The organism is Lysinibacillus capsici, from assembly GCF_020217405.1.
Lineage (GTDB): Bacteria > Bacillota > Bacilli > Bacillales_A > Planococcaceae > Lysinibacillus > Lysinibacillus capsici.
In genome coordinates this window covers 711,334-736,575 of sequence record NZ_CP084108.1, presented here as the reverse complement: position 1 = coordinate 736,575, position 25,242 = coordinate 711,334, and the positions used below count along the sequence as shown (strand labels likewise).

At 32.9% G+C, this 25,242-nt stretch carries 17 protein-coding genes and 1 pseudogene; 1 reads left to right on the top strand and 17 read right to left on the bottom strand.

The annotated features are described in order from the left end of the window. The 17 genes and pseudogenes from galE to LCP48_RS03430 form a co-directional block, all read right to left on the bottom strand. Complete coding sequence (gene galE / locus LCP48_RS03510) at positions 1 to 969, bottom strand: UDP-glucose 4-epimerase GalE (RefSeq protein WP_225340701.1); 969 nt, start codon at positions 967 to 969, stop codon at positions 1 to 3. Then, positions 966 to 1,850: a UTP--glucose-1-phosphate uridylyltransferase GalU gene (galU, locus tag LCP48_RS03505; protein ID WP_225340700.1), complete on the bottom strand. Its 885-nt coding sequence runs from the start codon at positions 1,848 to 1,850 to the stop codon at positions 966 to 968. The genes galE and galU overlap by 4 nt, the downstream gene beginning before the upstream one ends. Positions 1,851 to 1,926: 76 nt before the next feature. Beyond that, positions 1,927 to 3,318: an undecaprenyl-phosphate glucose phosphotransferase gene (locus tag LCP48_RS03500; RefSeq protein ID WP_225341010.1), complete on the bottom strand. Its 1,392-nt coding sequence runs from the start codon at positions 3,316 to 3,318 to the stop codon at positions 1,927 to 1,929. A 25-nt stretch (positions 3,319 to 3,343) separates the two neighbouring features. Then, a complete protein-coding gene (locus tag LCP48_RS03495) occupies positions 3,344 to 4,210 on the bottom strand; it encodes a glycosyltransferase family 2 protein (protein ID WP_225341009.1) in 867 nt (288 codons plus the stop codon). An 8-nt stretch (positions 4,211 to 4,218) separates the two neighbouring features. Further along, positions 4,219 to 5,178, bottom strand: coding sequence for a glycosyltransferase family 2 protein (locus LCP48_RS03490; protein ID WP_225340699.1), 960 nt, complete (start codon positions 5,176 to 5,178; stop codon positions 4,219 to 4,221). Positions 5,179 to 5,240: 62 nt separating this feature from the next. Continuing rightward, positions 5,241 to 6,092 carry a dTDP-4-dehydrorhamnose reductase gene (rfbD, locus tag LCP48_RS03485; protein ID WP_225340698.1) on the bottom strand — a complete coding sequence of 284 codons (852 nt, stop codon included), beginning with the start codon at positions 6,090 to 6,092 and terminating at the stop codon, positions 5,241 to 5,243. Next, positions 6,092 to 7,102: a dTDP-glucose 4,6-dehydratase gene (gene rfbB, locus LCP48_RS03480; RefSeq protein ID WP_225340697.1), complete on the bottom strand. Its 1,011-nt coding sequence runs from the start codon at positions 7,100 to 7,102 to the stop codon at positions 6,092 to 6,094. Before rfbB ends, rfbD begins: the two co-directional genes overlap by 1 nt. A gap of 5 nt (positions 7,103 to 7,107) precedes the next feature. Further along, positions 7,108 to 7,671 (bottom strand): dTDP-4-dehydrorhamnose 3,5-epimerase, encoded by a 564-nt coding sequence (rfbC, locus tag LCP48_RS03475; protein WP_225340696.1) that lies wholly within the window; start codon positions 7,669 to 7,671, stop codon positions 7,108 to 7,110. 13 nt (positions 7,672 to 7,684) lie between these two features. Continuing rightward, positions 7,685 to 8,557, bottom strand: coding sequence for a glucose-1-phosphate thymidylyltransferase RfbA (rfbA, locus tag LCP48_RS03470; protein ID WP_225340695.1), 873 nt, complete (start codon positions 8,555 to 8,557; stop codon positions 7,685 to 7,687). 40 nt (positions 8,558 to 8,597) lie between these two features. Further along, positions 8,598 to 10,274: a glycosyltransferase family 2 protein gene (locus tag LCP48_RS03465; RefSeq protein ID WP_225340694.1), complete on the bottom strand. Its 1,677-nt coding sequence runs from the start codon at positions 10,272 to 10,274 to the stop codon at positions 8,598 to 8,600. A 57-nt stretch (positions 10,275 to 10,331) separates the two neighbouring features. After that, positions 10,332 to 13,556 carry a glycosyltransferase gene (locus tag LCP48_RS03460; RefSeq protein WP_225340693.1) on the bottom strand — a complete coding sequence of 1,075 codons (3,225 nt, stop codon included), beginning with the start codon at positions 13,554 to 13,556 and terminating at the stop codon, positions 10,332 to 10,334. Positions 13,557 to 13,653: 97 nt separating this feature from the next. Further along, on the bottom strand, positions 13,654 to 14,841 hold the full coding sequence (locus LCP48_RS03455; RefSeq protein ID WP_225340692.1) for an ABC transporter ATP-binding protein: 1,188 nt from the start codon (positions 14,839 to 14,841) through the stop codon (positions 13,654 to 13,656). Positions 14,842 to 14,851: 10 nt separating this feature from the next. Next, on the bottom strand, positions 14,852 to 15,640 hold the full coding sequence (locus LCP48_RS03450; protein ID WP_225340691.1) for an ABC transporter permease: 789 nt from the start codon (positions 15,638 to 15,640) through the stop codon (positions 14,852 to 14,854). A gap of 44 nt (positions 15,641 to 15,684) precedes the next feature. After that, positions 15,685 to 17,217: an O-antigen ligase family protein gene (locus tag LCP48_RS03445; protein ID WP_225340690.1), complete on the bottom strand. Its 1,533-nt coding sequence runs from the start codon at positions 17,215 to 17,217 to the stop codon at positions 15,685 to 15,687. Further along, positions 17,210 to 17,731: a tetratricopeptide repeat protein gene (locus LCP48_RS03440; RefSeq protein ID WP_225340689.1), complete on the bottom strand. Its 522-nt coding sequence runs from the start codon at positions 17,729 to 17,731 to the stop codon at positions 17,210 to 17,212. The genes LCP48_RS03445 and LCP48_RS03440 overlap by 8 nt, the downstream gene beginning before the upstream one ends. 552 nt (positions 17,732 to 18,283) lie before the next feature. Beyond that, positions 18,284 to 18,601, bottom strand: a pseudogene (tnpA, locus tag LCP48_RS03435) (IS200/IS605 family transposase). Between the two features lie 255 nt (positions 18,602 to 18,856). Then, positions 18,857 to 22,435, bottom strand: coding sequence for an S-layer homology domain-containing protein (locus tag LCP48_RS03430; protein WP_225340688.1), 3,579 nt, complete (start codon positions 22,433 to 22,435; stop codon positions 18,857 to 18,859). A gap of 632 nt (positions 22,436 to 23,067) precedes the next feature. Here LCP48_RS03430 and LCP48_RS03425 point away from each other — a divergent pair. Beyond that, positions 23,068 to 24,918, top strand: a complete 1,851-nt coding sequence (locus LCP48_RS03425; protein WP_225340687.1) for an S-layer homology domain-containing protein — start codon at positions 23,068 to 23,070, stop codon at positions 24,916 to 24,918. The last annotated feature ends 324 nt before the right edge of the window (positions 24,919 to 25,242 follow it).

The following is a 25,242-nucleotide window of genomic DNA, read 5'->3' as shown; positions in this document are numbered from 1 at the left end:
TTAGAAATGTTTTTTATGCCATCTCCATGCACTTTTTATAATATCTTGAATGTCTAATTGGGCCTTCCAGCCTAATTCGGCATAAATTTTATCCGCATTGGCAACTAGCTTAGCAGGATCACCCGAACGTCGTTCAACATTCTGTACATTCGCCTTTTTCCCAGTAATTTGCTCACAAGTTTCAATAATTTGCTTCACTGAATAACCGTCACCATTTCCCAAATTATATGTTGCTGTTGCAATCCTATTTTCTAATAATGCCTCAAGTGCCAATAAATGCGCGTTAGCTAAATCAGTAATATGAATATAGTCTCTAATACAAGTCCCATCAGGTGTATCATAGTCAGTGCCAAATACTGAAATGTAGTCTCGCTGTCCTCCTAAATGCTGAAGGATAATCGGAATTAAATGTGTTTCTGGATCATGACTTTCGCCAATTTCAGCTGTTTCATCAGCCCCTGCCACATTAAAATATCGTAAAACAACATATTTCAATCCGTAGCTATGTGCGAAATCGGCGAGTATTTGCTCAACCATTAACTTCGACTGACCATATGGGTTAATTGGATGAGTTGGCGTTTCTTCATCGATGTCATCAACATTTGGCATCCCATAAGTTGCAGCAGTAGAAGAGAAAATAAACTTATTAATTTGATATTGCTTCATCATTTTTAATAAATTTAATGTAGCTACAACATTATTCTCATAGTATTTCAGAGGATTAATTACAGACTCACCAACTAAGCTACAGGCTGCAAAATGTAAAACTGCTTCAATTTTATATGTATCAAATATGTATTGAACAGTAGTAGGATCTCCCAAATCACCTTGTACAAAAATAGCTCTTGTGTTTACTGCCCAAGAATGACCTGTGCTCAGATTATCTAGTACAACAACATCTTGACTTTTTACTAATTCTTTCACCAAATGACTACCAATATAACCGGCACCACCAACAACTAGTATCATATCGTTTCACCACTTAATTCTTTGGCTTTTTTTAAAATAAATTCTTTTATACCTTCACTCAAATCATCACGTTCCAATGCAAAATCAATAATTGTTTCTATAAATCCTAATTGCTCACCAACATCATAACGTCTTCCTTCAAAGGCATAGGCAAAGACTCTTTGGATACCATTTAAAGATTCAATGGCATCGGTTAATTGAATTTCTCCACCTTTCCCCTTCTTCTTTTCATCTAAGAAGCGGAAAATTTCTGGGGTCAAAATATAGCGTCCAATAATTGCAAAATTGGATGGAGCTTCCTCTAATGCAGGCTTTTCAACAAATTTAGTGACTTGCATTAATTGGTTGTTTCTGCTTACCGGATCGATCACTCCATAACGATGAACGTCTTCATCGGCCACCTCTTGTACACCTATGACACTTGAAAAAGTTTTCTCAAATTGATTCATGAGTTGCTTTAAACAAGGTTCTTCACTTTTTACAACATCATCACCAAGCAGCACAGCAAAAGGCTCATCGCCAATAAATTTACGAGCACACCAAATAGCATGACCTAAACCAAGTGGTTCCTTCTGCCGAATATAATGAATCTCTACATTGGCAGATTCCTGCACCTTCTCAAGAATATCGAATTTACCTTTTTCAAGTAGGTTTGTTTCAAGCTCTATGGCATTATCAAAATGATCCTCGATGGCTCGTTTGCCTTTACCTGTAACTATAATAATATCTTCAATCCCTGATGCAATTGCTTCCTCTACAATATATTGAATCGTAGGCTTATCTACTATTGGTAACATTTCTTTAGGCATTGCTTTTGTAGCAGGAAGGAAACGTGTACCAAGACCAGCTGCAGGGATAATTGCTTTGCGGATTTTTTTCATTGAGCGTCACTTCCTAAAGAAATTTACATGAATTATATACAATACTATCCAATTTTCTAATTATTGGAATTTTTATTTAATATGCATTTTTATTTACAAAGCCATTAATAATTGTTTTTATAATTATTTTTATATCAAATAGTAAAGTCCAATTTTCAATATACTGAATATCGTGTTCTATTCTGTCTTCAATTGAAGTATCACCGCGCAATCCGCATACTTGAGCCCAACCTGTTATTCCAGGTCTCACATGATGCTTCACCATGTATTTTGGAATTTCTTCTTTAAATTGATCTACAAAATAAGGTCGCTCAGGCCTAGGTCCAACTATACTCATGTCACCCTTCAGCACATTAAAGAATTGTGGGAATTCATCAAGACTAGTTTTTCGCAGGAAAGTACCAAATTTAGTCCTTCTTGGGTCATTTTCAACAGTCCATTGTGTATTAGAGTCTTCTACAGACATGTGTTTCATCGATCTAAATTTATACATATAAAATGTTCTTCGATTTAGACCCACGCGCTCTTGTTTAAATAAAATAGGTCCTGGAGAGGTTAATTTCACACCAAGAGCAATAAACAATAACAGTGGTGATATAACAATTATTGCACATAACGAAAAAGCAATATCAAATATTCGTTTTAGTACTCTATTAATATATTCGTCTAAAGGTATATCTCGAACATTGATGACTGGTAAATCACCAAATCGTTCAAAGTGTGGCGTTGCAGGCAATATATCATAGAAGTCTGGCACAATCGATACTCGTACACCTGCCTTTTCGCAGGCTTCTATAATTTGGTGATATTTAGAAAAAACCGTTAAAGGTAAAGCAATAACTACCTCGTCAATTATTTTATTTTCTAATATTGTTGAAAGATCCTTAATCTTTCCTAATACTTTTTTTTCACTATGGATTTCTTTAAAATCATCCAAAAAACCAATTACTTTTAGCCCATATTCGGGATGGTTATCTAAGTTTTCTATATATCTTTTTCCTACTGACCCCGCTCCTAAAATTAACACAAACTGTTGGTTGAAGCCTTTTGTCCGCATCGATCTTAATAGTTGCTTAACAAAAAAGCGATACATGACAATTATCAAAAATCCTACTAGTAGATAGATGATTAAGAACATCCTTGAAATATCGATCGTTTTAACAATAAATAAAACACTTAACAAAACAAACATACTATAAATTTGAACTTGGATTATTTTAGAAATTTCTTTTGCAAACTTCATTTTTCTTTTCGGCACGTATAAGCCAATCAAAAAACCTATAGCCAAAAATGCCACTGAGTAAACAATGTTCCAAATAAAATAATCAGTTAGTGGCAAATACGACCCTTGTTGCTCTTTATTAATCACAAAGCGAAAATACCATGCAACAGCAAATGCTAATTGAATAAAGATGAAATCTGTTGTCATATATAGCTGTGTTATAAAGCGCTCTTTTCCTCTTATCACTTTAATCACCTATTTAACTTTATATTTAATGTAATCTTTTCAAAAGGTTACTTATTGTAGCAAATGTTAGTTTTATTGTAATTCCTGTATAAACTATACTATTAACCAAAAAGTTATATTTTTTTGCAAAATGCTTTTTATGGAATACATACATGGCTCTATGGAACTCATATACTATTTTAAATGGTTTTTTTCGACTACTAGCACCCTTATAATGAGTTATAGATACCGTTGGATTATAAACAATTCGCCATCCTGCTTCTTTAATTCTATAACACCAGTCTATATCTTCCCCATACATAAAAAATTCTTCATCTAAAAGCCCTACTTGCTCAATTACTTCTCGTTTTACCAGCATAAATGCACCTACTAAACAATCAATGTCATGTATTTCTTTCATATTGAGGTAGCTTTTATGATAGCTATTATATTTAGGGCTAGTAGGATATTTTTGAGCTAAACCCATCATATAATAGAAGGAAGCTTCTGGGGTTGGAAAACCTCTATGACAAGCCTTATCCAATGTACCATCCGCTAAATTTACTTCGCATCCAACAGCACCAATATTCGTTTCTCTATCCATGAAACAAATAATTTTATCTAATGTATTCTCATTCACTATAGTATCAGAATTTAACAATAAAACATAACGGCCGTTACACTCTCTTATTGCTTGGTTATTCGCTTTGGAAAATCCGACATTTTCTTTATTAGATATCATATGCACTTGCGGAAATAGATTTTGTATTTGTACTACAGACCCATCTGAAGAAGCATTATCTACTACAAAAATCTCATATTGGAAACTTACATTTGATTTTAAAACTGATTGAATACAATCAATTGTTAGCTTTTTTGTATTATAATTTACAATGACTATACTTAAATCCATTTTAATTTTTACCATATTCCTTTAAAATATTGATAAATCTTTTTTGAAGGAGCCTTTCTATATGATTGTATAAACGCTTTCTTATTTTTTAAACTTTTATACTCCATAAAAAGAAGTTTATATGCATAGAAAAGCTTTCGTTCTTTTAGGAGAATATAAACCAAACAAGATGCTTCATATAGTAAAATAAAAGGAAAATGCAATAAAAAGTAAAAAAAGTTATCGTTTTTAATTATATAAAAATGTCTATTGATATAGGAATGCTTTCTGGTTTGAAGGGAGATATCCTTCCTTGATTTGTTATCCTTCCAACCACGTTCATGTTTTGCTATAGCTTGAGGGACAAAACATATTTCCCAACCTGCTAGCCTGGCTCTCCAACTAACATCAACATCTTCTTTATAAGCAAAAAAACTTTCGTCAAAAAATTGTCCCTCTCTAGAAATCATCTCAACCATTTCTCTTTTATAAACGGCTGCAGCACCTGAAACTCCAAAAACATTTATCATGTCGTCATATTGTCCTTGGTCTACTTCCCCACTTCCCCGATCAACTGCGCGACGACTTTTCTTTATATTAATCCCTGTACTGTCAATAATGTGTGAATCTAAATCTCTATATAATTTACCAGTGGCAGCACCAACTTTTTCATTAAGCTGCATAAATTTTATAATATGTTCTATATAATATTTATCTAATATTACATCTGGATTTAATACTAAAACATAATCTGTCTCAGCATAATTTAAGCCTTGGTTATGACCACCTACAAATCCGCTATTTATGCTATTTTGAACAAAATAAACATTCGAATAACGAGAAACAATGTCTTCAATGCAATCATTTGAATTATTATCAATGACTATTATCTTCTCAACTAGATATGATTGCAAAATGACTGAATCTAAACAATCTGTTATATAATCCGCACTATTATATGTAACAATTTGAACAGCTATACTAGCCAAATTACCCCTCTATTCCTTTTATAATACATTTTAATTATAGCTTTATAAACAAAAATAACAATCTAAAGGAGATTGTTATTTTTGTTTAAATATTCACCTAAAGCTTCCTTCCAATTTCTCCTAGGAGCAAAACCATTTATTCGAATTGACAAATCGCCTAAGACAGAATAAGCAGGACGCTTTGCAGGTCTCGGGAATTGATCTGACGTTAATGGATTAACTTTGATATCTTTTTTAGCTAATTTAAATATCTCTTGAGCAAATTCATACCACGAGCATGTTCCACTATTTGTACAATGATAGATACCGTATTTTTCCGTTTGGACTAGCTCAATGAGGAACTCTGCTAAGTCGACTGTATAAGTAGGAGATCCAACTTGATCATGAACAACACCTAGTTCGGATTTTTCCTCAGCTAATTTTAGCATGGTTTTCACAAAGTTAGGACCATACTCTCCATAAACCCATGCTGTGCGTACAATAAAATACTTTGCGTTGAGCGTTTGGGTTAAAAACTCACCTGCATACTTTGATTGTCCATACACTCCTAATGGATCTACATTCCTATACTCATTATATGGAGAAATTGCTTCTCCATTAAAAACATAGTCAGTACTAATATAACAAATTTTCGCTCCAACTTTTTCTGCTGCAACAGTTAAATTTCGCTGCCCTACAGCATTTACTTGAAAAGCTAATTCTTCATTAGTTTCTGCTCCATCAACATTTGTATAAGCAGCAGCATTAATAATAATATCTGGTCGAATATCATTACATACAGTAAGCACACTCTCTGTATCCGTGATATCTAACTCAGTTTTAGTAAATGCAAACAAATCATGCGAGCTATTTGCTAACTGTTTAACAAGCTCCTGACCAAGTTGTCCATTAGCACCTGTTACCATAATCTTCATTACAATTTACCACCGTACTGTTGTTGATAGTAATTTTGATAATCTCCTGAAATGATATTTTCCCACCAAGCTTGATTATCTAGATACCATTGCACAGTTTCTTTTAAGCCTGTTTCAAATGTATATCTTGGCTCCCAACCTAACTCTTTTTGAAGCTTCGTTGGATCAATTGCATAACGACGATCATGACCTAAACGATCTTCTACATATTGGATTAATGACTCTGGCTTATCAAGCTGCTTTAAGATTTCTTTAACAACCTCTAAGTTCGTTTTTTCATTATGTCCACCAACATTATAAACTTCACCATTTATTCCTTTATGTAAAACTAAATCAATGGCACTACAATGATCTGTTACATGTAGCCAGTCTCGAACATTCTTACCATCTCCATAAACCGGAAGTTTTTTATCATTCAATGCATTAATAATCATTAAAGGGATTAATTTTTCAGGGAAATGGAACGGACCGTAGTTATTAGAGCAACGTGTAATATTTACTGGCAGTCCAAAAGTTTCATGGTATGCAAGTACAAGCATATCTGCTCCAGCCTTACTTGCACTATAAGGACTATTTGGAGCTAGTGGCGTCTGTTCAGTAAAGTAGCCTTTCTCTCCTAATGAACCATATACTTCATCTGTCGATACCTGTAAATACTTTTTGATGTTATATTTTTTAGCTGCATCTAATAATACTTGAGTTCCTTGAATATTTGTTTGCACAAAGATTCCAGGGTTTGTAATACTTCGGTCAACATGTGATTCTGCAGCAAAGTTAATCACAGCATCTACACCATCACCAATTAGCTGATCCATCGTCTCTGCATCTGTTATATCAGCCTTGACAAATTGATAATTTAGCCTGCCTTCAGAAGGCTTTAAATTTTCTAAATTACCTGCATATGTTAAAGCATCAACATTAATAATCATATATTCAGGATATTTATCAACCATGTAGTTTACAAAGTTACTACCAATAAAACCTGCTCCGCCTGTTACTAGAATTTTCATACTTATCATCCCTTACCTTTATATATAAATTGGCTTCCTAAATCCTTAAGATTAGGATGTTTTGTATCTTTTTCAGATAAGATTGGATTTGACGTCGGCCAGTCTATATTTAAATACGGATCATTCCAAGCAATTCCACGATCATGCTCTGGAGAATAATAATTATCTACCTTATAAAGAAATTCTGTATTTTCAACTAATGTACAATAACCATGTGCAAACCCTTGAGGTACTAGTAATTGTCTTTTATTATCCTCGCTCAAAATAAACCCTTCCCACTGTCCGAATGTAGGTGAATCTTCACGGATATCAACAATTACATCGTACACAGCACCTTTTGTAACTCGTACTAGCTTTGTTTGAGCAAATGGATCTAATTGGTAATGTAGTCCTCTTAGTACACCACTTTCTTTTGATAATGCGTGATTATCTTGTACAAAATTAAAATAGTAACCCTGTTCTTCCAATAATTTAGTATTATATGTTTCCATAAAAAAACCACGATGATCCCCATACACTTTTGGTTCCAAGATATAGGCATCTTTTAGTTTTGTTTTAATCAAATTCACTACATAGGGCCCCTTATAATTTTTTATTCGCCAATTTAATTAAATACTGTCCATAGCCATTTTTCTTTAATGGCTCTGCAAGCTCTAGTAATTGCTCTTTCGTAATATATCCTTTGCGATAGGCAATCTCCTCTAAACATGCAACCTTTAAGCTTTGACGCTTTTCAATTGTTTCGATAAATGATGAAGCTTCTAGTAACGATTCATGTGTCCCTGTATCTAACCAAGCAAAGCCTCGACCTAGCAACTCTACATGAAGATTTCCTGCTTCTAAATAGGCTTTGTTAACATCTGTAATTTCAAGTTCCCCACGTGCTGAAGGCTTAATAGATTTTGCTACTTCTACAACACTATTATCATAGAAATATAAACCTGTTACAGCATATGAAGATTTGGGATTTTCAGGCTTTTCTTCTATAGAAATGGCCTTTCCAACTTCATCAAACTCTACTACACCAAAACGTTCTGGGTCATTTACATTATAACCAAAAACAGTAGCTCCCTCTTTTCTTGAAGCTGCTCTTTCTAGCATCGTAGTAAATTTGTGACCATAGAAAATATTATCTCCAAGAATTAAGGCAACAGAATCACTGCCGATAAACTCTTCACCTATAATGAAGGCTTGGGCTAGGCCATCTGGTGATGGTTGTACTGCATATTCTAAATGTATCCCTAAATCTTCACCATTACCTAATAATTGTTCAAAGCGAGGTGTATCTTCTGGTGTTGAAATAATAAGGATTTCCTTAATTCCTGCCAACATTAAGACAGAAAGAGGATAATAAATCATTGGTTTATCGTAAATCGGTAATAATTGTTTGGAAACTGAACGAGTTAGTGGGTATAAACGTGTTCCACTTCCGCCTGCTAAAATAATTCCTTTCATTTTATACACTCCGTCCTTCTTAAGAATTAATATCAATATTTTACTTATCTATTGGGTAAAATCTATCTCTATATTCTTCCAAAAAGGAATCGTACTTAGATAATATATAATTCTCCTCATAATTGGATAACCATTTTTTCTTATTACATTTCGCTAATTCTAGGGGTATCATTTTGATAAACTTCCCTTTAGAATTAATGCGCAAACAATATTCTATTAGAGCCATAGGAGTTTTTAACGCTTCATCAAGGTAGCCAATCTTATCAAAAACATCTTTTTTCACCAACAAAATATGCGGACTTGCGGCAGTGAAATTTTGAGAGATTTGATTTCTTAAAAAATAACCATTGAAGTTTCTATTAATCCCATTATGAATATCAACTATCTTCTTTTTAGTAATTGCTAAACCAAAACTTTCAACTTTTCTGTTAATTATTATTTTAGGAGCTACCGCTCCAACATGATTAAATTCAGCTTCTAGGATCAGTTTTTCTAGCCAATCTGATACAAGTATCTCAGTATTATAATTGATAAAAACACATAGCTCAAATTCATTTTCTAATAAGATAGAATTCACTTGGTTTGAAAAATTAAATTTATTCTTTAAAATAACTTCACAATTTTCCTTAAACTCATGTATCTCTTGATTCTCATTTAAAATGATACATTTTGCATACTTTACTCTCTCTAAATTCAATTGATTATAGTATTTAATTAATTCTTGACTATTTTCAAATTCTCCACTCACAACTATTAAAATCTTTTTTTTAGACCATTCCGTGTTTTTAAAACCTCTGACAAATACACCTGGTAATAAACTTTGATTCACTATTACATCCCTATTTATTTTTTTATAATAAGCTTCTAGTGATTTTTGTCCTGCAGTTATAGCATACTGTTTAATACCTATATCCCCCGATGTTGAAGTTTCACTAATTCTCCAGTGGTAAAGTATTTTAGGTATATGATATATGTTATTGGTGATTTGGCTTAGTCTTAAAATGAAATCAAAATCTTGACTTCCATCAAAATTTGAATTAAATCCTTCTATATCGTTTAACAATTTTCTATTAAAGACTAAAAAATGGCATACATAGTTATAACTCATTAATGTATCTGGTGCCCAATCTGATTTTCGATGTGGCTTCAATCTTCTCTTACCACTCTTTGTTATTTTATCTTCGTCTGTGTAGATTACGTCTGGAGCTTTATTGCATATAACTTTATAACATTCTTCCAAAGCATTTTGGTGTAATAAATCATCATGATCTAATAACCCAATATAGTCTCCTGTAGCCATTTTTAATGCCTCATTGGTATTAGTTGAAATACCTAGTTTTTCTATAGAAGACTTATATTTTATTCTAGAATCAATTTTACTGTACTTTTTAACTATTTCCTCAATTTCTTTTTTCTCACTTCCACCATTATGTAAGCAGAGTTCAAAATTACTATATGTTTGATTCAAAACTGATTCTATCATTTTCTCTAAAAAAAAGAGATTAGTATTAAAAAGCGGTACTACTATACTATACTTTAATGCATTATTTTGAAATCTGCTATTCTCAATCAAAAAAGATATATTCTCATCTTTATTATCTAAATTATTGAAGTAATTATATCTCTTAAAAAACGTCACTTTTTCAATAAATAAATACAACAAAGAGGTAAAACCGTACAATTTAATATAGCGTTTGACCTTTAATAAAAATCTCATTATTTTCTCTCCAATTTACCCCATTTACTAAACTCACCAAACTATAGTTCTATATTATTATTCAATAAATATTTTCTCTAGTTTATTAATACTTTTATCCCAATTCCATTCTCCTGCAGTTTTTAAAGCATTTTTTGAAAATGTTTTTCTTAATTTCTCATTATTTATCAACTCTTCTAAAGCAACTTTTGCTTGTTCAACATTTCCTAACTCAACCACTTTTCCATTTAATCCATCTATAACAAATTCATCAATACCATTGAATTTATTCACGACGCAGGTATTACCACACGCCATCATTTCTAACGCTGGTAAGCAAAAGCTCTCTACTTTACTCATCTTTAACAAGATATCACAACTAGAATAAATGTATCTCATTCTATCCATTGGGACATTTTGATATAAATAATCACATTTCCATTCTTTTTTAGGTATACCTGCTGTACTAACACATACTACCTCACAATCTAAGTCTTTAACAACTTCAAATGCTTCTTTCATCCCCTTAAATGGTACATCAATCGGTCCCTCTAACAGTACTCTTACCTTACTTCCTTTAGGTATTAAAGGTTCTGATGGTTTCATAATGTCTAGATCTACACCATTTGGTACATAAAATGAATCTTTTCCGAAGGTATCTTTTAACCAAGTTTGAATCCATTTCGCCATGGTAATAAATTCATAATTCATTTGATATGTTTGGAGAGCAGCCTTGTATTCAGGGGAATTTTCAGAGAAAAATTTACTTTCATCAGATTGGATGAAATAGTACTTTTTTGATGCTGGTATAGATTTAATTGTATAAGCTGTCTTCCAATATGTTGCAATTACAATATCCAGGTTATCAGGTATTTCTTTAATTGGTAGTACCTGTACTTGTTGATTTGGGAACCATTCTATTGAATTAGTCCCATCTTCAGTATATATATATACATCATATCCCCTTTTTAATAATTGATTAGCATGTTGACAAATAACAGCAAGTCCACCAGAAATACCTGTACCAGATACTACATAACCTATTTTCGGCTTCATTCTCTCTATTATCTTATGTTCTTGTAAAGTTAACTTTTCCCACTTATCATCATTTTCTTTAAATGACAATTCTAAATTTCCTTCATGCAGCCTCAGGTTGGTTAAAATTTCTGGGATAGCTTTGAATTTATACCCGTTATATGCAAGTCTTAACCACAATTCATGATCTTCTCTGTATCTCATCTTGGTTTTCAAACCACCAACTTTTCTTAATGGTTCTAACCTTACCATCACAGTACTTTGGCATGGAACACAAATTTGCTTTAAAAACTCATAATCACAATCTGGGCTATAAACTTCTTGTTTATCTTGTAAGTCAATTTCTCGTGATTCTTCTACAATGGCTCTCCATCCACCATAGACCACATCAACTTTATACTTAATTAAATAGTCTAACGATAATTGAATTCTATTTGGCTCTGCTATATCATCGCTATCTTGAAAAGCCAAGTATTCCCCCCTAGCTTCTTTAATAGCTTTGTTTCTTCCTCTTACTGCATTTCCACTATTATTATTAAATTTATATATTCTAACTTTAGGATTGATTTTGTACCTATCAACAATTTTTAATGTATTCTCTGGAGAGCCATCGCAAACTAATATTAACTCAATATTTTTGTATGTTTGATTCAATATAGACTCTATACTTTCTATTAACACATCTTCTCTATCGTAAATTGGTATTACAACAGATACTAGTGGATCATTTAGATTTAGAGAAGTATTATTATAACTTCTGACATTAACCAAATTTGGTTTTCTTAAAATTTTATTTGCTATCTTTTTAGGATTTTTGACAACACTTTTTGTTTTTATTAGTCCTCTCCTAAATTTTTCACCATACATCCAAAGCTTTGTACTCGTCATTTCTAACATTTTTCTATTTTTTTCTTCAACTAATTCCAATAGATATTTGTTATTAGCTTCTTTTTCTTCAACTAATGCCAATAAATGTTTGTTTCTAACATCTTTCTCTTCGATTAGTTCTTTTAAAAGCTTTATTTCTTCTTTAATTTCATCTACTATTAACTCCAAAGATAGATTGTCATTTACTTTTTTAGTAAAATTGATATCTCTTTTTAAATTGTTAGTAAATTTATCAAAACTGCTATCGTCTGTAAAATTTTTAACGATAATTTCATTAAAAATATTGTCCTTTATACCATATAGGGAATGTTCTAAATCCTTTATAAGATTTTTTCGATAATTATTATATTCATACTCTCTTAAAAATGCTTGGTTACTTCTTCTTATTGGATATAACTTTTTAATCTTTTCAAAATTTACCTTTTCCCTATTATTCCTAATTTCAGACAATAAAATATAAATATTTTTTTCTAAATTAAATTCATCTATTGCTTTTTGATATAATAAATCAACACTTTTTAAAGTATCATTATATCCTTTAATTATTTGTTTTTTTATTTCTTCAGTATTATATTTTTGACCAAAGCCTCTACCTGAAAAATTATAGTACTTAGCTTTATCATAGTTTTTTTCATTAATCCATCCTGGTCCACCATGTACATCGTAACAAAAAACAGGTATTTTTAATGCTAAACAATATTGTACTGTTTTCCCAATTGTGATAACCGCATCATAATTTAATAATAACTCTTCTGTTATCTCAATAGGAGTATAGTTTATTCCGTAAATATCTAGTTCAATTTGCTCTTGCTCCAAATAATTATATAATTCTTGAAGTTCAGCAGTAACATGGTTAGATACAATACAAACCCTGTTTATTTTTTCTTTAAACTCTTTTCTTGATTTTTCAAAGTAGCTTTTAGGTGCATAATTAGGAAATAACCTTATCTTCTCTTCATTAACTCCCTCAACCTTTAATTGATTATAAGTTTCCATACTGTTAGCTAAACATAAAGTTAATTCATTTGCATATATTGGTGGGAACTCTAATGGCTCAAATGGAGATAAACTACTAAATATTACTTTTTCAGCTTTAATCTCTTTTTCCAAAATCAAATAGTTTAAAATTGGCACATGATGTGACCAAATAATATCATATTCTTTTTTCTCTAATTCTTCTATTAATATATTTTTAACTGTTATTTTTTTTTTATTGATTAAATCCTTAATTGGGTATCCAAACTGTAAAGTAGCAATTTCTACATCAAATCCACATTCTTCAAGTTGAATGGCAAGACTTGTAGCATTAATCTCTGCTCCTGCATAATCAACAAGTGAATGGCAGGTTAGCAAAATGCTGCTCTTTTTATTTTCTAGCAACGTGAATCCTCCCTTTATAAACATTTAATCCTTAATAGTAAATTTAGTTATAAGCTAAATTTATTATTAATATTTTTTCTCGATTATTCCGCTTTTATTAGTAAATCCATTCATGCTTACTTCTAAAATACCCTTCAGCAACAGGGATACCATCTTTATTAGATTTATTTTCAACTCTAAATTGAGCAATATTATCCTTTCTATCATAATGAAACATTACTAATTCATCAGAGATTGATATTGATATTCTGTAGAGTCCTTTTAAAAAATCATTTTGAGGAATTTTTAAGCAAATTTTTTTATGTTGATTATTAAATTCAATATCATCTCGCACAGTGTTATAAAGAGTAACAATTTCATTTTTAGAATTGTAAATTAATACACCTATGCCATAATTATTTACATTCTCTCTAAATCCTAAATAAATATTTAAAGTTATTGTTTCATCAGTTATATACATCTCTTTATCTAAAATTACTTTTTCTATATAAATTTTAGATTTATGATTAATATTAACATTGCCTGCTTCTGTTTCAATCATCTCAGCATGGCTTTCAACCCAATCTAAATATTCACTACAAACTACTTCTGCCGACCCATTCATTCTTAATACGCCTTCATGTATCCAAATTGCTCTATTACAAAAATTTCTAACACTTGGTACAGAGTGACTTACAAAAAAAATAGTTTTCCCTTTATCTCTAAAACTTTTCATTTTTGTAAATGACTTCTCTTGAAAATACATATCTCCTACTGAAAGTGCTTCATCTATTATTAATATATCCGGATCCACATTAATTGCTACAGCAAAGGCTAGTCTTGCAAACATTCCGCTTGAATAAGTTTTCACAGGTTGGTATACAAAATCTCCAATTTCAGCAAACTCTACAATTTCCTCTAATTTTTCATCTATTTCTTTTTTTGAGAAGCCCATTATCATTCCATTTAGATAAATATTTTCTATACCCGTTAACTCTTGATTAAACCCTGCTCCTAATTCTAATAATGCAGATATTTTTCCACTTATCTCAACATGACCTTCTGTAGGATTTAAAACTCCAGTGATAATTTTTAATAATGTTGACTTACCAGAACCATTTTTCCCAAGTATACCTATTATCTCTCCTTTATTAACTTCTAAAGAGATATTATCTAATGCTTTAAATTCTTTATGGTATTTTTTTTTAATTGGTGATATCGATTCTTTTAAACGATCTATCGGTTTGTCATAAATCTTATATGTCTTGCTTAAGTTATTAACTTTAATCACAGTTTTATTCCCCATAATTATCCTCCTACAATAAGTCAGCAAAATGCGGTTTTAATCGCTTAAATATCCATGCTCCAATAAAAATCAATAAAATTAAAATAACTAAATTATAAAAGGTTAGAAATGGTTTTTCCCAAAACCAGACTTTATTAATAAAAGAGTCTCTATATCCATCAACAATATAAAACATTGGGTTTAATTTTATAAAGACCTCATATTTTTGAGGTAGCATATCGATAGTCCAGATTATTGGTGTTAACCAAAACCCAAACTGGAGAATCATTGCAACAATTTGCCCAGTATCTTTTAAAAATATCATTAATGCTGATGTTATATACGCTAAAGCAGATACCATTACTAACATAAAAACTAAATAATAGGTGATTTGAAGATAATATAGGTCAGCACCATACCCAAGTCCTAAAAACAAAAATAACGTAACTATAATAAAAAACAAATGTACAAATAATGAACTACAGATTGAAATAACAGGCAAAATAAAAATGGGAAATACTATTTTTTTTACAAGATGAGTATTTTCTATGATACAAGTAGTTGCACTAGAAACTGCCTCTGAAAAATAGAACCACGGGATAATACCCGCTATAAACCATAAAAGAAAAGGATAATCGTTTACTGGTAAGGATTTAAATCCCACTTCAAAGACAAACCAGTATATACCAATCATAATAGTAGGTTGTATGAATGCCCATAGAATTCCTAATTGGGAGCCTAAGTACCTATTTTTAAAATTTTGTTTTGCTAAACTAAAAATTATGTTTTTATTATTATTCACATTTTTGAATATACTCATATAACTTCCTCTTCGTTCTAAAACTTATTGCATTCTTTAAGTTATTAAGTCAAATTAAATTTATTTATATCTATTTGTATACTTGACATTCCTAAAATAACCATCATTGTAGCGGTGACCCCTGGCAATGTATCATTAAAAATTGCTTGAAATAAAAATGCTATTACTGCTACGGCTAACACTACTAAGCTATTTTTCCCACTAAGAATTATTTTTAAACTATTAAACATTGTAAATGCTAATAAAACTAAGAAGGCAATAAACCCTATAATCCCAGTTCCATATAAAACCCCAATATACATATTATGAGGCTTATCCACGATTACTGCTTCAGTTTCAAGATTCGCTCTCGCATCTTTATTATAATGTGGGAAATTATAGATTAATGTATCGAGACCATAACCTAAGATTGGTCTCTCTTTGACTAAATCCATAATGTATGTCCAAATATAAACACGCCCTGAACCTGCACCTACACCTGAAGGAGCAATCTCTGGAAGCTCAAAGGTGTTATCTGATGCATATGCTTTATCTAAGTCGAAAAGATTTTTATTTAAAACAGCTGCCTCTTCTTTATACGGATTGCTAGAAACAAAGAAACCAAATGTTTCATCCCATACCTTTGAGTTTTCTCCTGCTAAAATATGAATTCCTGCAACAGAAATAGCACAAAACGCTACTATTTGAATAAAAGCAATTACCCTCTTTTCATTTTTAAGGGCAATCCATAAAATGAAAATCATCATTGCTACGATTGTCAAAAACCCACTTGTTGATAACGACATAAACACAACAAAAACTGCAATTATAGCTATAACAAAACTAATTATTTTATTAAAGATCTTCTTATCTAGAATACTCTTAGCTAAAAACATTATAACTATAACAGCAAACATTCCACTCATGTAGTTCCCATGGTTTAATGTCCCTAATAATACCGAGCCTTCTCCCAAGGATGCTCCTTCAGGTAAAAACGCTGTAAAGAACTTTTTAGCCCAACCTTTTTGAAGTAAATCTTTCCCATAAAAATTTAATGTAATAATAACAAAATTAATCAGAACAAATGGAATAGTTGCGTAAACAATATATTGAATAGCTTTCTTTGGATAATCTATATTCATCGCAATAAAAAACAATGCTAAATAACATAACCAACTAATGGCACCATCTGTACGGTTGTATTGGCCATGCAATGCAATAGAAATGTTTGGTGAAAAAATTGTTGATAACACAATTGCTGCAGCAAATGCTCCTATTGCATAATTCAATTTTGTTTTTCGAATCTCACCGTTCATAAATAATATTTTAGCCATAAACATAATACTTGCTAATAGAGTAATGACTAACACAGCCAAACCTTTGTAGTGCGTAAAAAGATCACCCTTTGTTCCACCAGTTAATGCACTTACATTAGTAATCAGTGGTGATTGAACCTCTACTATGCTCGCCATCACGATTAATGGTACAAAACCTATTACAATAAGAAGTAATCCAAATATCCATTTGTCTACAGATTTTTGCGATTTTATGTCTTCCTCCACATCACGATAGGCAACTTTTTCGTAAAACTTACTCATTATTCGTACCTTCCTTTAGTTGTAAATTTTCGATTTGAGCTAGCAAGGTTGCCACATGCTCTTGGTAGTTAGGGATATTTTCTGATGCCCAACCAGATTCTTGACAGCGTAATAGGACAGTTTTAGCATCTTCAAATCTCTCAGCACCTATAAAAACTTCTCCTAACTGAATCATAAAAGTAGGATCTTCTACTTTATAAGGATTTAAATCTAAAGTTTTTTGCATAAGAATAGCTGCCTGTTTCATGTCCCCATTTTGTGCAGAAAGTAAGGCGGCCGTATAATTCGCAATTTCAGATTTAGGTTCTTTTTTAAGAACTCTTTTTATTGCATCTTCTGCTCCAGCCAAATCTCCCGTTGATTGTAATTGAATGGCTTGCCCATATAACGTTTCAGTATTCTTAAACTCCTCATCTTGTTTATCGGCCATCACATTTGCCACTATTAGACCAATTACTACAAAAGCCACCATACCTGATAATATATATTTCCTTATTGGTTCAGTAAATGTCATTATAACTCTACCCTTCTCAAACTTTGTCATTTTTCGCATATCGTTATTATACTATAAATTAGCATCCATATGTAGGGTAGACTGCCAGTTAGCAAAAGATAAAACTATGTTTGATACGCCTTTAATTTTTGTTTCAAAATAAATTGATTGGACTTTAAGCTTTCTTATCAACAATAACTTCATTAGCTTTTTGTTAATGACATCAACTTTAGTATTATTCTCTATGATTACCTACTTTCCAATTCGCAATTACTTTCAATAATCAATTTTACTCTGACTTATTGTCTGTTGACTTAGACAATACAGAACTTTTATATTAGTTACCTACAAAGAAATGCTAATTTATTATTTTTCTAGATTTCAATATTTGGTAGTTAGTTAAACTACGATTATTTTAAAATATTTTAATCAGAACCAACAGTCTAACTAGTTTTTTGCTCTACGAGTGAAACACTTGGGGTACTGGCCCATGTCTAAAGACACTTAAAGTCAGGCAACCGCACTCCGTTTTCACGCTACCTCTAAAGTAGTTTTATTATTTTCGCTTTTTACTTATATTTCTTCTCCTGTAAATGGATCAATGAATTCTTTCATAGTCATTTGATCCACAAGAATCTCCTCTTGCAATTGATTCTTTATATATTTCTGTATAATTTTTCTGTTTCGTCCTAGTGTATCTACATAATATTCGGGACACCAAAACTCCCTATTTCCATATTTGATTTCAGGTTCGCACGCCGATCGAATATCATCAAACTACTCTTCCCTTTCAAATAACCCACAAACAATGAAACACTTATTTTTTGAAAAATTACTCACCAACATATGAATATGATCAGGACAGGCTGTAGCTTTTACCGCAAAGACGATGTGATACTTACAATTTCATGTCGTGTGTGCTAAACCTTTATTATCCATTTGGAGCCCCTTTCGTACGAAGTCGGTTGACCAGACCTGATTTCATTTTACGGATGGGGTTTTTTTCTTGTCCATAGCTAGAAGCTCTTGGGCCCCCTCGTATAGCAAGGAGTTTTCAAAAGACAGAAAAAGAACAAAACCCTATGAAAATTACTCTTCATAGGGTTTTGTTAATTTAATTAACTCTAACTAATTTAATTACTAAAATTAGTATTTACGAGTAAATGTTAATTTATTTGATCCAGCTGTATAAGTAGCAGTGTAAGTTTTACCGCCGCTTACTACAGTTACTACTTGGCCGCCTACAAGTGCAGGAGCAAAGTTAACTGTTACAGTGTCACCAGTTGTTGTTGCTACAGTACCACCAGATACAGAAGCAATGTTAGCTGTAACATTTGCAGCAAATGTGAATGTTGCAGTGTCACCAGTTGTATTAACTACTACATTAGTAAATGGTACTTCTGGAGCTGTTGCAGTTACATTTACACCAATAACTGATGGAGCAGTTACGCCAGCAGGAACTGTAAGAGAAGTAATAGTACCATTACCTGTTACAGAAGAGCCTGTTACTTTGGCAACTAATTCACCAATTGTTGAGCTTGTTAACGCAATATGCTCTTTAATATCTAAGAATACAAGACCAAGATTTGAGCTAATAGCATTGAATGTGTTGCCATCTCCGCCCTTAACTGTAGTTGTACCTGTTACATTAACAGTATCTAAAGTAAAGTCGTTTACTACTTTGTCTGTAACTTCTAAATTACCATTTAAAGTAAGGTTTTTAAGTGTTACATTGTTGCCTTGAACTTCGATAGCAGCTTTATTAGCGTTACCGATTACTCCATTAGTAGATGTAATTGGATTATAGAAGTCATAAACTGAATCATTGTAAGATAATACAAGTTTAACATTATCTTTTAATGTAACACCTGAATTAACGTTTGTATTTTTGAACACTTTTTTATCTTTATCTGTTGCTTGAGTAAATGTTAACTCATCACCTACAGATAAATCAGTTTCAAATGTACCTTCAAGTAATTGAATAGCTCCTGTGTAAAGAACTGAATTATCATAAGAAAGTTCGTATACTACAGAACCAGTAGAGTTAGATAATAAAATACGGTTAGTATTTTTATCAACTGCAATTACTTTACCAGTTACAGATTGACCTGCTTCAATACCTTCAGTATTCACTTTAGTGAATGTTGCAGATGCAGTTAAAGAAGGTAGGTTTGCAGAAGTCGCATGAACGCTAACTGTATTACCGTTTGTTGATACAGCTTTAATTGAAGCAATACCATTAGTAGTACGAACAGTGAAGTTACCTGAACCTGCGCTACCTTGGTTTACAGTACCTAATAATGCATTTGTGCGAGCATCATAAATTGTTGCTGAAGTAAATGTTGTATCTACTTGGAAGTTAACATTAAATTCAGTTCCATTGAAGTATGGTTTGTTATTTTGATCAACTGTTTTGTAAGAGAATGTAGCTGCCTCTGATACAGATGCAGAATTTTGATCTTTACCATTTACAGTTAATTTAGCAGTGCTAATTTTCACATCGCCGAAGTATGCAATTTCGCCCACTTGTTGTAAATCGTTTTTATCTAAACCAGTTTTGTCACCAGTCTCAACAAATACAGTTGGAGTAGCATAGCTATCTTTGTTACCGAATAGTGTGAATGAAACTTCACCTTTTGAATCAGTAGCTAAAGCAAACTCTTCAGTTGTTTTAGAGTTGTCTAATTGGTAGACAATTTGGCGGTTGTTATCTACTAAGTAGATAGGACCAGTAGTTTTTAAAGCTGAACCACTCTCAACAGAAACTTTTACAACTGTTCCACTTGGAGCAAGTTTTCCAGCTTTATCTGTTAATACTGCTTTATAATCACGACCACCTGTGTTTGCAATATCTTCCTCTAATTTTGTAGAAGCAGATTTTCCAGTTGCAAGTGGAGCATCATCACGGTATGCAAATACTCTTGCAGACGAGCTTGCAGCATCTTTTTGACCAAATGTTGGTACGTTACGGTAAGCTGCAGCATCTTTAGTACCAGCTGAAGTTACATTTAAACCAAGATTTTGGATTTTGCTGAAGTCAACAGTTGGAGCTTTAGCAAATAATTCAGTTGGATTGAAACGACCGTATTGACCTGAAGCATTTGCTGGGTTTTCTTTTTGGTCAACGAATACGATAGGTGTTACTTTACCATTGCTACCTGATAATGTGAATGTTGCTTCACCATCAGAATTTACAAGAAGTTTTACAACTTTAACATTGCTTTGGTTACCTAAAGAAGTTGTGAATTGACCTGGATAGCTTAAGCTAGTTCCGTTTGCATCAATTACATCCACAGCTTTTACAGCTTTATCTGGAGTTACATTTAAGTTTTCTTCATATGCGATGTTTACATAGCTACCAGCTGCATAAGTTTTTCCATCAATTACAAATGGATTTGCTTGATATTCAGCGTGCTCACGAGCAACTTTAACTTTATAAACTTTTTTCGCACCATTGTTAATTGTATTACCTTCAGTTACTTCAGTAATTGTTAATGGTTGAATAGCTGCCCAGTAAACTTTACCAAATGAGCGAAGTGTTGCGTTACCAGTTGCGTATGCTTGCACCTCGTCACTAGTTGCTAATTGATTAGCAGTTGAAGCATAACGAGTGTAAGTGTAAGTAGCTACACCATTTTCGTCAGTGTGTGCTTCAGCAATGATAGGTTGGTTTAAAGAACCACCTGGGTTTTGTTGATTACCTTGTGCATTTACAATGTTGAATGTTACAGGGATACCAGCTTTTGATTTGCCTTCTTCCACTTTAACTTGAGCTTTTACAGTTACTTGAGTTCCAAGTTTAGCTTGTAAAGATTGCTCAACAACATCTACAGCTGTTGGAATTACAGCTTCAACGCCTTTGAATTTACCGATCTCTTCACCATCTAATTTAACAGTGTATTCTTTACCAACTTCTTGAGCTGCTGTAGTTAATACAACTACTTTATCATTAGATTGTTTGTGAGCTTTGTTTTTAATTTCTAGGCCATCGATTTCAAATTTAAGCTCATCTAGGTTACCAACTTTTTCGTCGAATGTTACTTCAACAGTTGTGTTGTTGATCGCTTTTACAGTAGCATCTACTGGTGCTTCTGTATCAACTAATTCAAGCGTACGAGCGAATACTACTGCGAAGTCTTGGCGAGTGATCGCTGCGTTTGGTTTTAGGTTTAATTTACCGTTTTCTTCAGAACCAGTGAAGATTCCGTTTGCTACAGCAGTTTCTAGAGCATCTTTAGCCCATGGTTTAACTTGAGAAGCGTCAGCGAATTGGCTTAGGCTTTCGCTACCTTCTAAACCGAAAGCATCTACAAGAACTTTAGCTGCTTCAGAACGAGTTAAAGATTTGTTTGGTGCGAATTCTTTTGCACTTACGCCTTCAAAAATGCCGTTTGCTACTACTGCTGCGATTGAGTTGTAGTACCAAGCACCTTTTTTAACGTCTGAGAAGTTTACATCGCCGTCAGCTTCTAATTCTAGAGCTTTCGTGAAGATTTCTGCAGCTTGTGCACGAGTTACTGTGTTAAGTGGGTTGAAGTTCCCGTTAGTGTCACCTTGGATTACACCAGCGTCAACTAAAGATTGAACTGCTTCTTTAGCGTATCCAGAGATTTTGTTATAGTCGTTTACTTGCGCAGCAGATGCTACAGGTACGATTGCCGATGCAACTAATGCAGCTGTTGCTGATGCCGCGAAGAACTTACGGCCTTTGTTTTGCTTTGCCATTAATGTATTCCTCCCTAAAATTCCTTAAATTGATATTAATCCAACGAAAACTATAGTACCGCCTAGTTACCTAAATGTATGTATTATAGCTTTCTTGAATAATACAAAACTAAAGCAAATTTGTTAGTAAATTTACTAGAAAAAGCGTAGTAGAATACCATTCTAGTAAGTTTATTCACTTTCTACAATAATATAACACTATCTTTTCCGAAATTCAAGCATTGGGACATAAATTTAGTTATAGAAGATTTTTTTACCATACCTAATATGGTATTTAATAGAAACCATTAAACTTACAACTAATTATATCCTCATTTGTATTGGTAACATATAGTTCCGTTACCTATTATACCTTACTCTCAATAATAACCAAGCATTTTCTGGAATGGTTACTAAATTGTCAAAAATTAAAGACTCCCGTAATATTTTAGTTATAATTGTAAAGAAACAGAAATATAGAAGGCGTTTCTTAGCGAATTCTGCCTCTTCCCCAACAACTTTATGAGTTTCTTCATTATTAAGTAAAAAGCTAAATCTATCTGTCCCCATGTTGTAATAATAGATTGCCACTTTTTATGCTACACTTTTGATAGTTTGATAGAACATATCAGCTATTGAAGGGAGCTTAAAAAATGAAACGTAAATTTCCTCTTTACGGGGCCGTGCTGGCAGGCATGTTATATCTTGCGCCAACTTCTGCTTCAGCAGAAGATATTTCGAAGCACTGGGCCTACAATGAAATGAACTATCTTATTACCAACGATTTAATGAAGGGTGATGAATTCGGCCATTATCGTCCAAATGATGCTGTCACGCGTGCTGAATTTGCAGCCTTTCTTGTTAGAACACTGAACTTACCAGCAGCTTCTAGTCAGGCGACCTTTACAGATGTTAAAAAAGGTGACTGGTATTATGGGGTAGTCGAGCAAGCAAGCTATCATGGGCTAATTAAAGGTGACGAGCAAGGCAAGTTCCATCCGAATCATCACATTAATCGTCAGGAAATGGCCGCTATGTTAAAAAGAGCTCTTACTTATCAAAACATCAATACTTCTTCCTCCCCTATTGCTTTTAGTGATAATACGCGCATTGCCAAATGGGCCTATGCTGATGTACAAGCTGTCGTCACAACAGGACTACTTGTTGGGAAGCCAAATAATCAATTTGCACCTCTTGCTCAAACAACTCGTGCTGAGGCAGCTACCGTGCTCTATCGTTTAATCCATCTAGAGGCTCCTGGGACGGGTGGTAAGCAATACATGACGACGAATTACTCACATGATTACTCCTCTGTAGTGAGTAAACAAACCATGAATAATCCAAAGGTCGATGGTGCTGGCATTTTCACGGCTAGCGAGGCACTAGTGTCATACTATGTACACCCAAAAAGCTTTATGCAGGATAGCCCCTCTTATTATCAATTCCTAAAATTATCTACTGTCGTCAATAATCTGAGTGCAAAAGAGCTAAATGATAAAGTACTTGCCAATAAAGGAAGCTTAGCAGGTACAGCGGATGCCTTCATTCAAGCTGGTGTAGACAATAAAATTAATGCTATTTATTTAGTCTCCCATGCCTTGCATGAAACAGCCAATGGTGGTTCTGCACTAATTAAAGGGATCGAGGTTGGATTAGATACAAATGGCAAGCCAATGGTAGCAACACCAGAAAATCGTGATAAATTAACTGCTATTAAGACAACCTACAATGCTTACGGTATTGGCGCTATTGATGCTGATGCTAATAAGTATGGTGCGGAGCGCGCTTATACAAATGGCTGGTTTACTGTTCAGGATGCCATTATCGGAGGTGCCCAATTTGTAAAGGATCAGTATATTAGCAGGGGGCAGGATACGCTCTATAAAATGCGTTGGAATCCTGATAATCCGACAGTCCACCAGTATGCAACACATGTGATGTGGGCTGTCATTCAAGCGAAAAAGATCTATGATATTTATGAATTAATTGGTGCTCATACGACAACAAACCTAGTGTTTGATGTGCCTGCCTATCAAAGTCAATCTTCCGCTCCTTCATTACCGAGTCCATCGAAGCAATACGCATTGGATTTAGGGTTAGCTGGAGCAACTGGGAAGACGACGATTAATCTCAATATGAGAACGTATCCGAATACAGCAGATAATGCTTCGATTATGACGAATTTGCCAAAGGATACCTCCTTTAAAGTTCTTGGTGAAAATGGTGGTTGGTTGAAAGTAAGTGTCAATGGACAAGAGGGCTGGGTGATTGATGATTATGTGAGTCTTGAAAATGGCTTACAAATTGTTAATATGAACATTACACTTAATGTTCGAAGTGAACCATCTACGACAAGTGCTATTTTAGGTACTGTTAAACCGAATGGCTTTATTATCGGGGCTGTAGACGATAAAGGTGAGTTTATAAAAAATGGTGCCTGGTATCAGGTGCTTTACAACGGAAAAACAGGCTGGGTACATGGCGATTATATTGTAAAAAAATGATTTTAATAGGATGCGCAAAAGAAGAGTGCGATGATAATTCGCACTCTTTTTGTTAGTCATTTTTTATCAACGAGATGAAAGCGCTATATAATAGAAGAAACTCGAAATTTTAGGATATAATTTTCATACTATCCCCCTAAAATTTAGTAAATTCTACGTCAAAATAGTGTCCTAAAAAAGCTTAATAGGACGATTGCTATACCATGTAAAAATCGTTACTAATAAGAGTTATACTTTAGGTAATCATCGTTAAACCCATTATCGAAAATTTCCTGTCAATATTGCTTTTGTGGTATGATAGATTGCAGTGAAAATGGAATTACA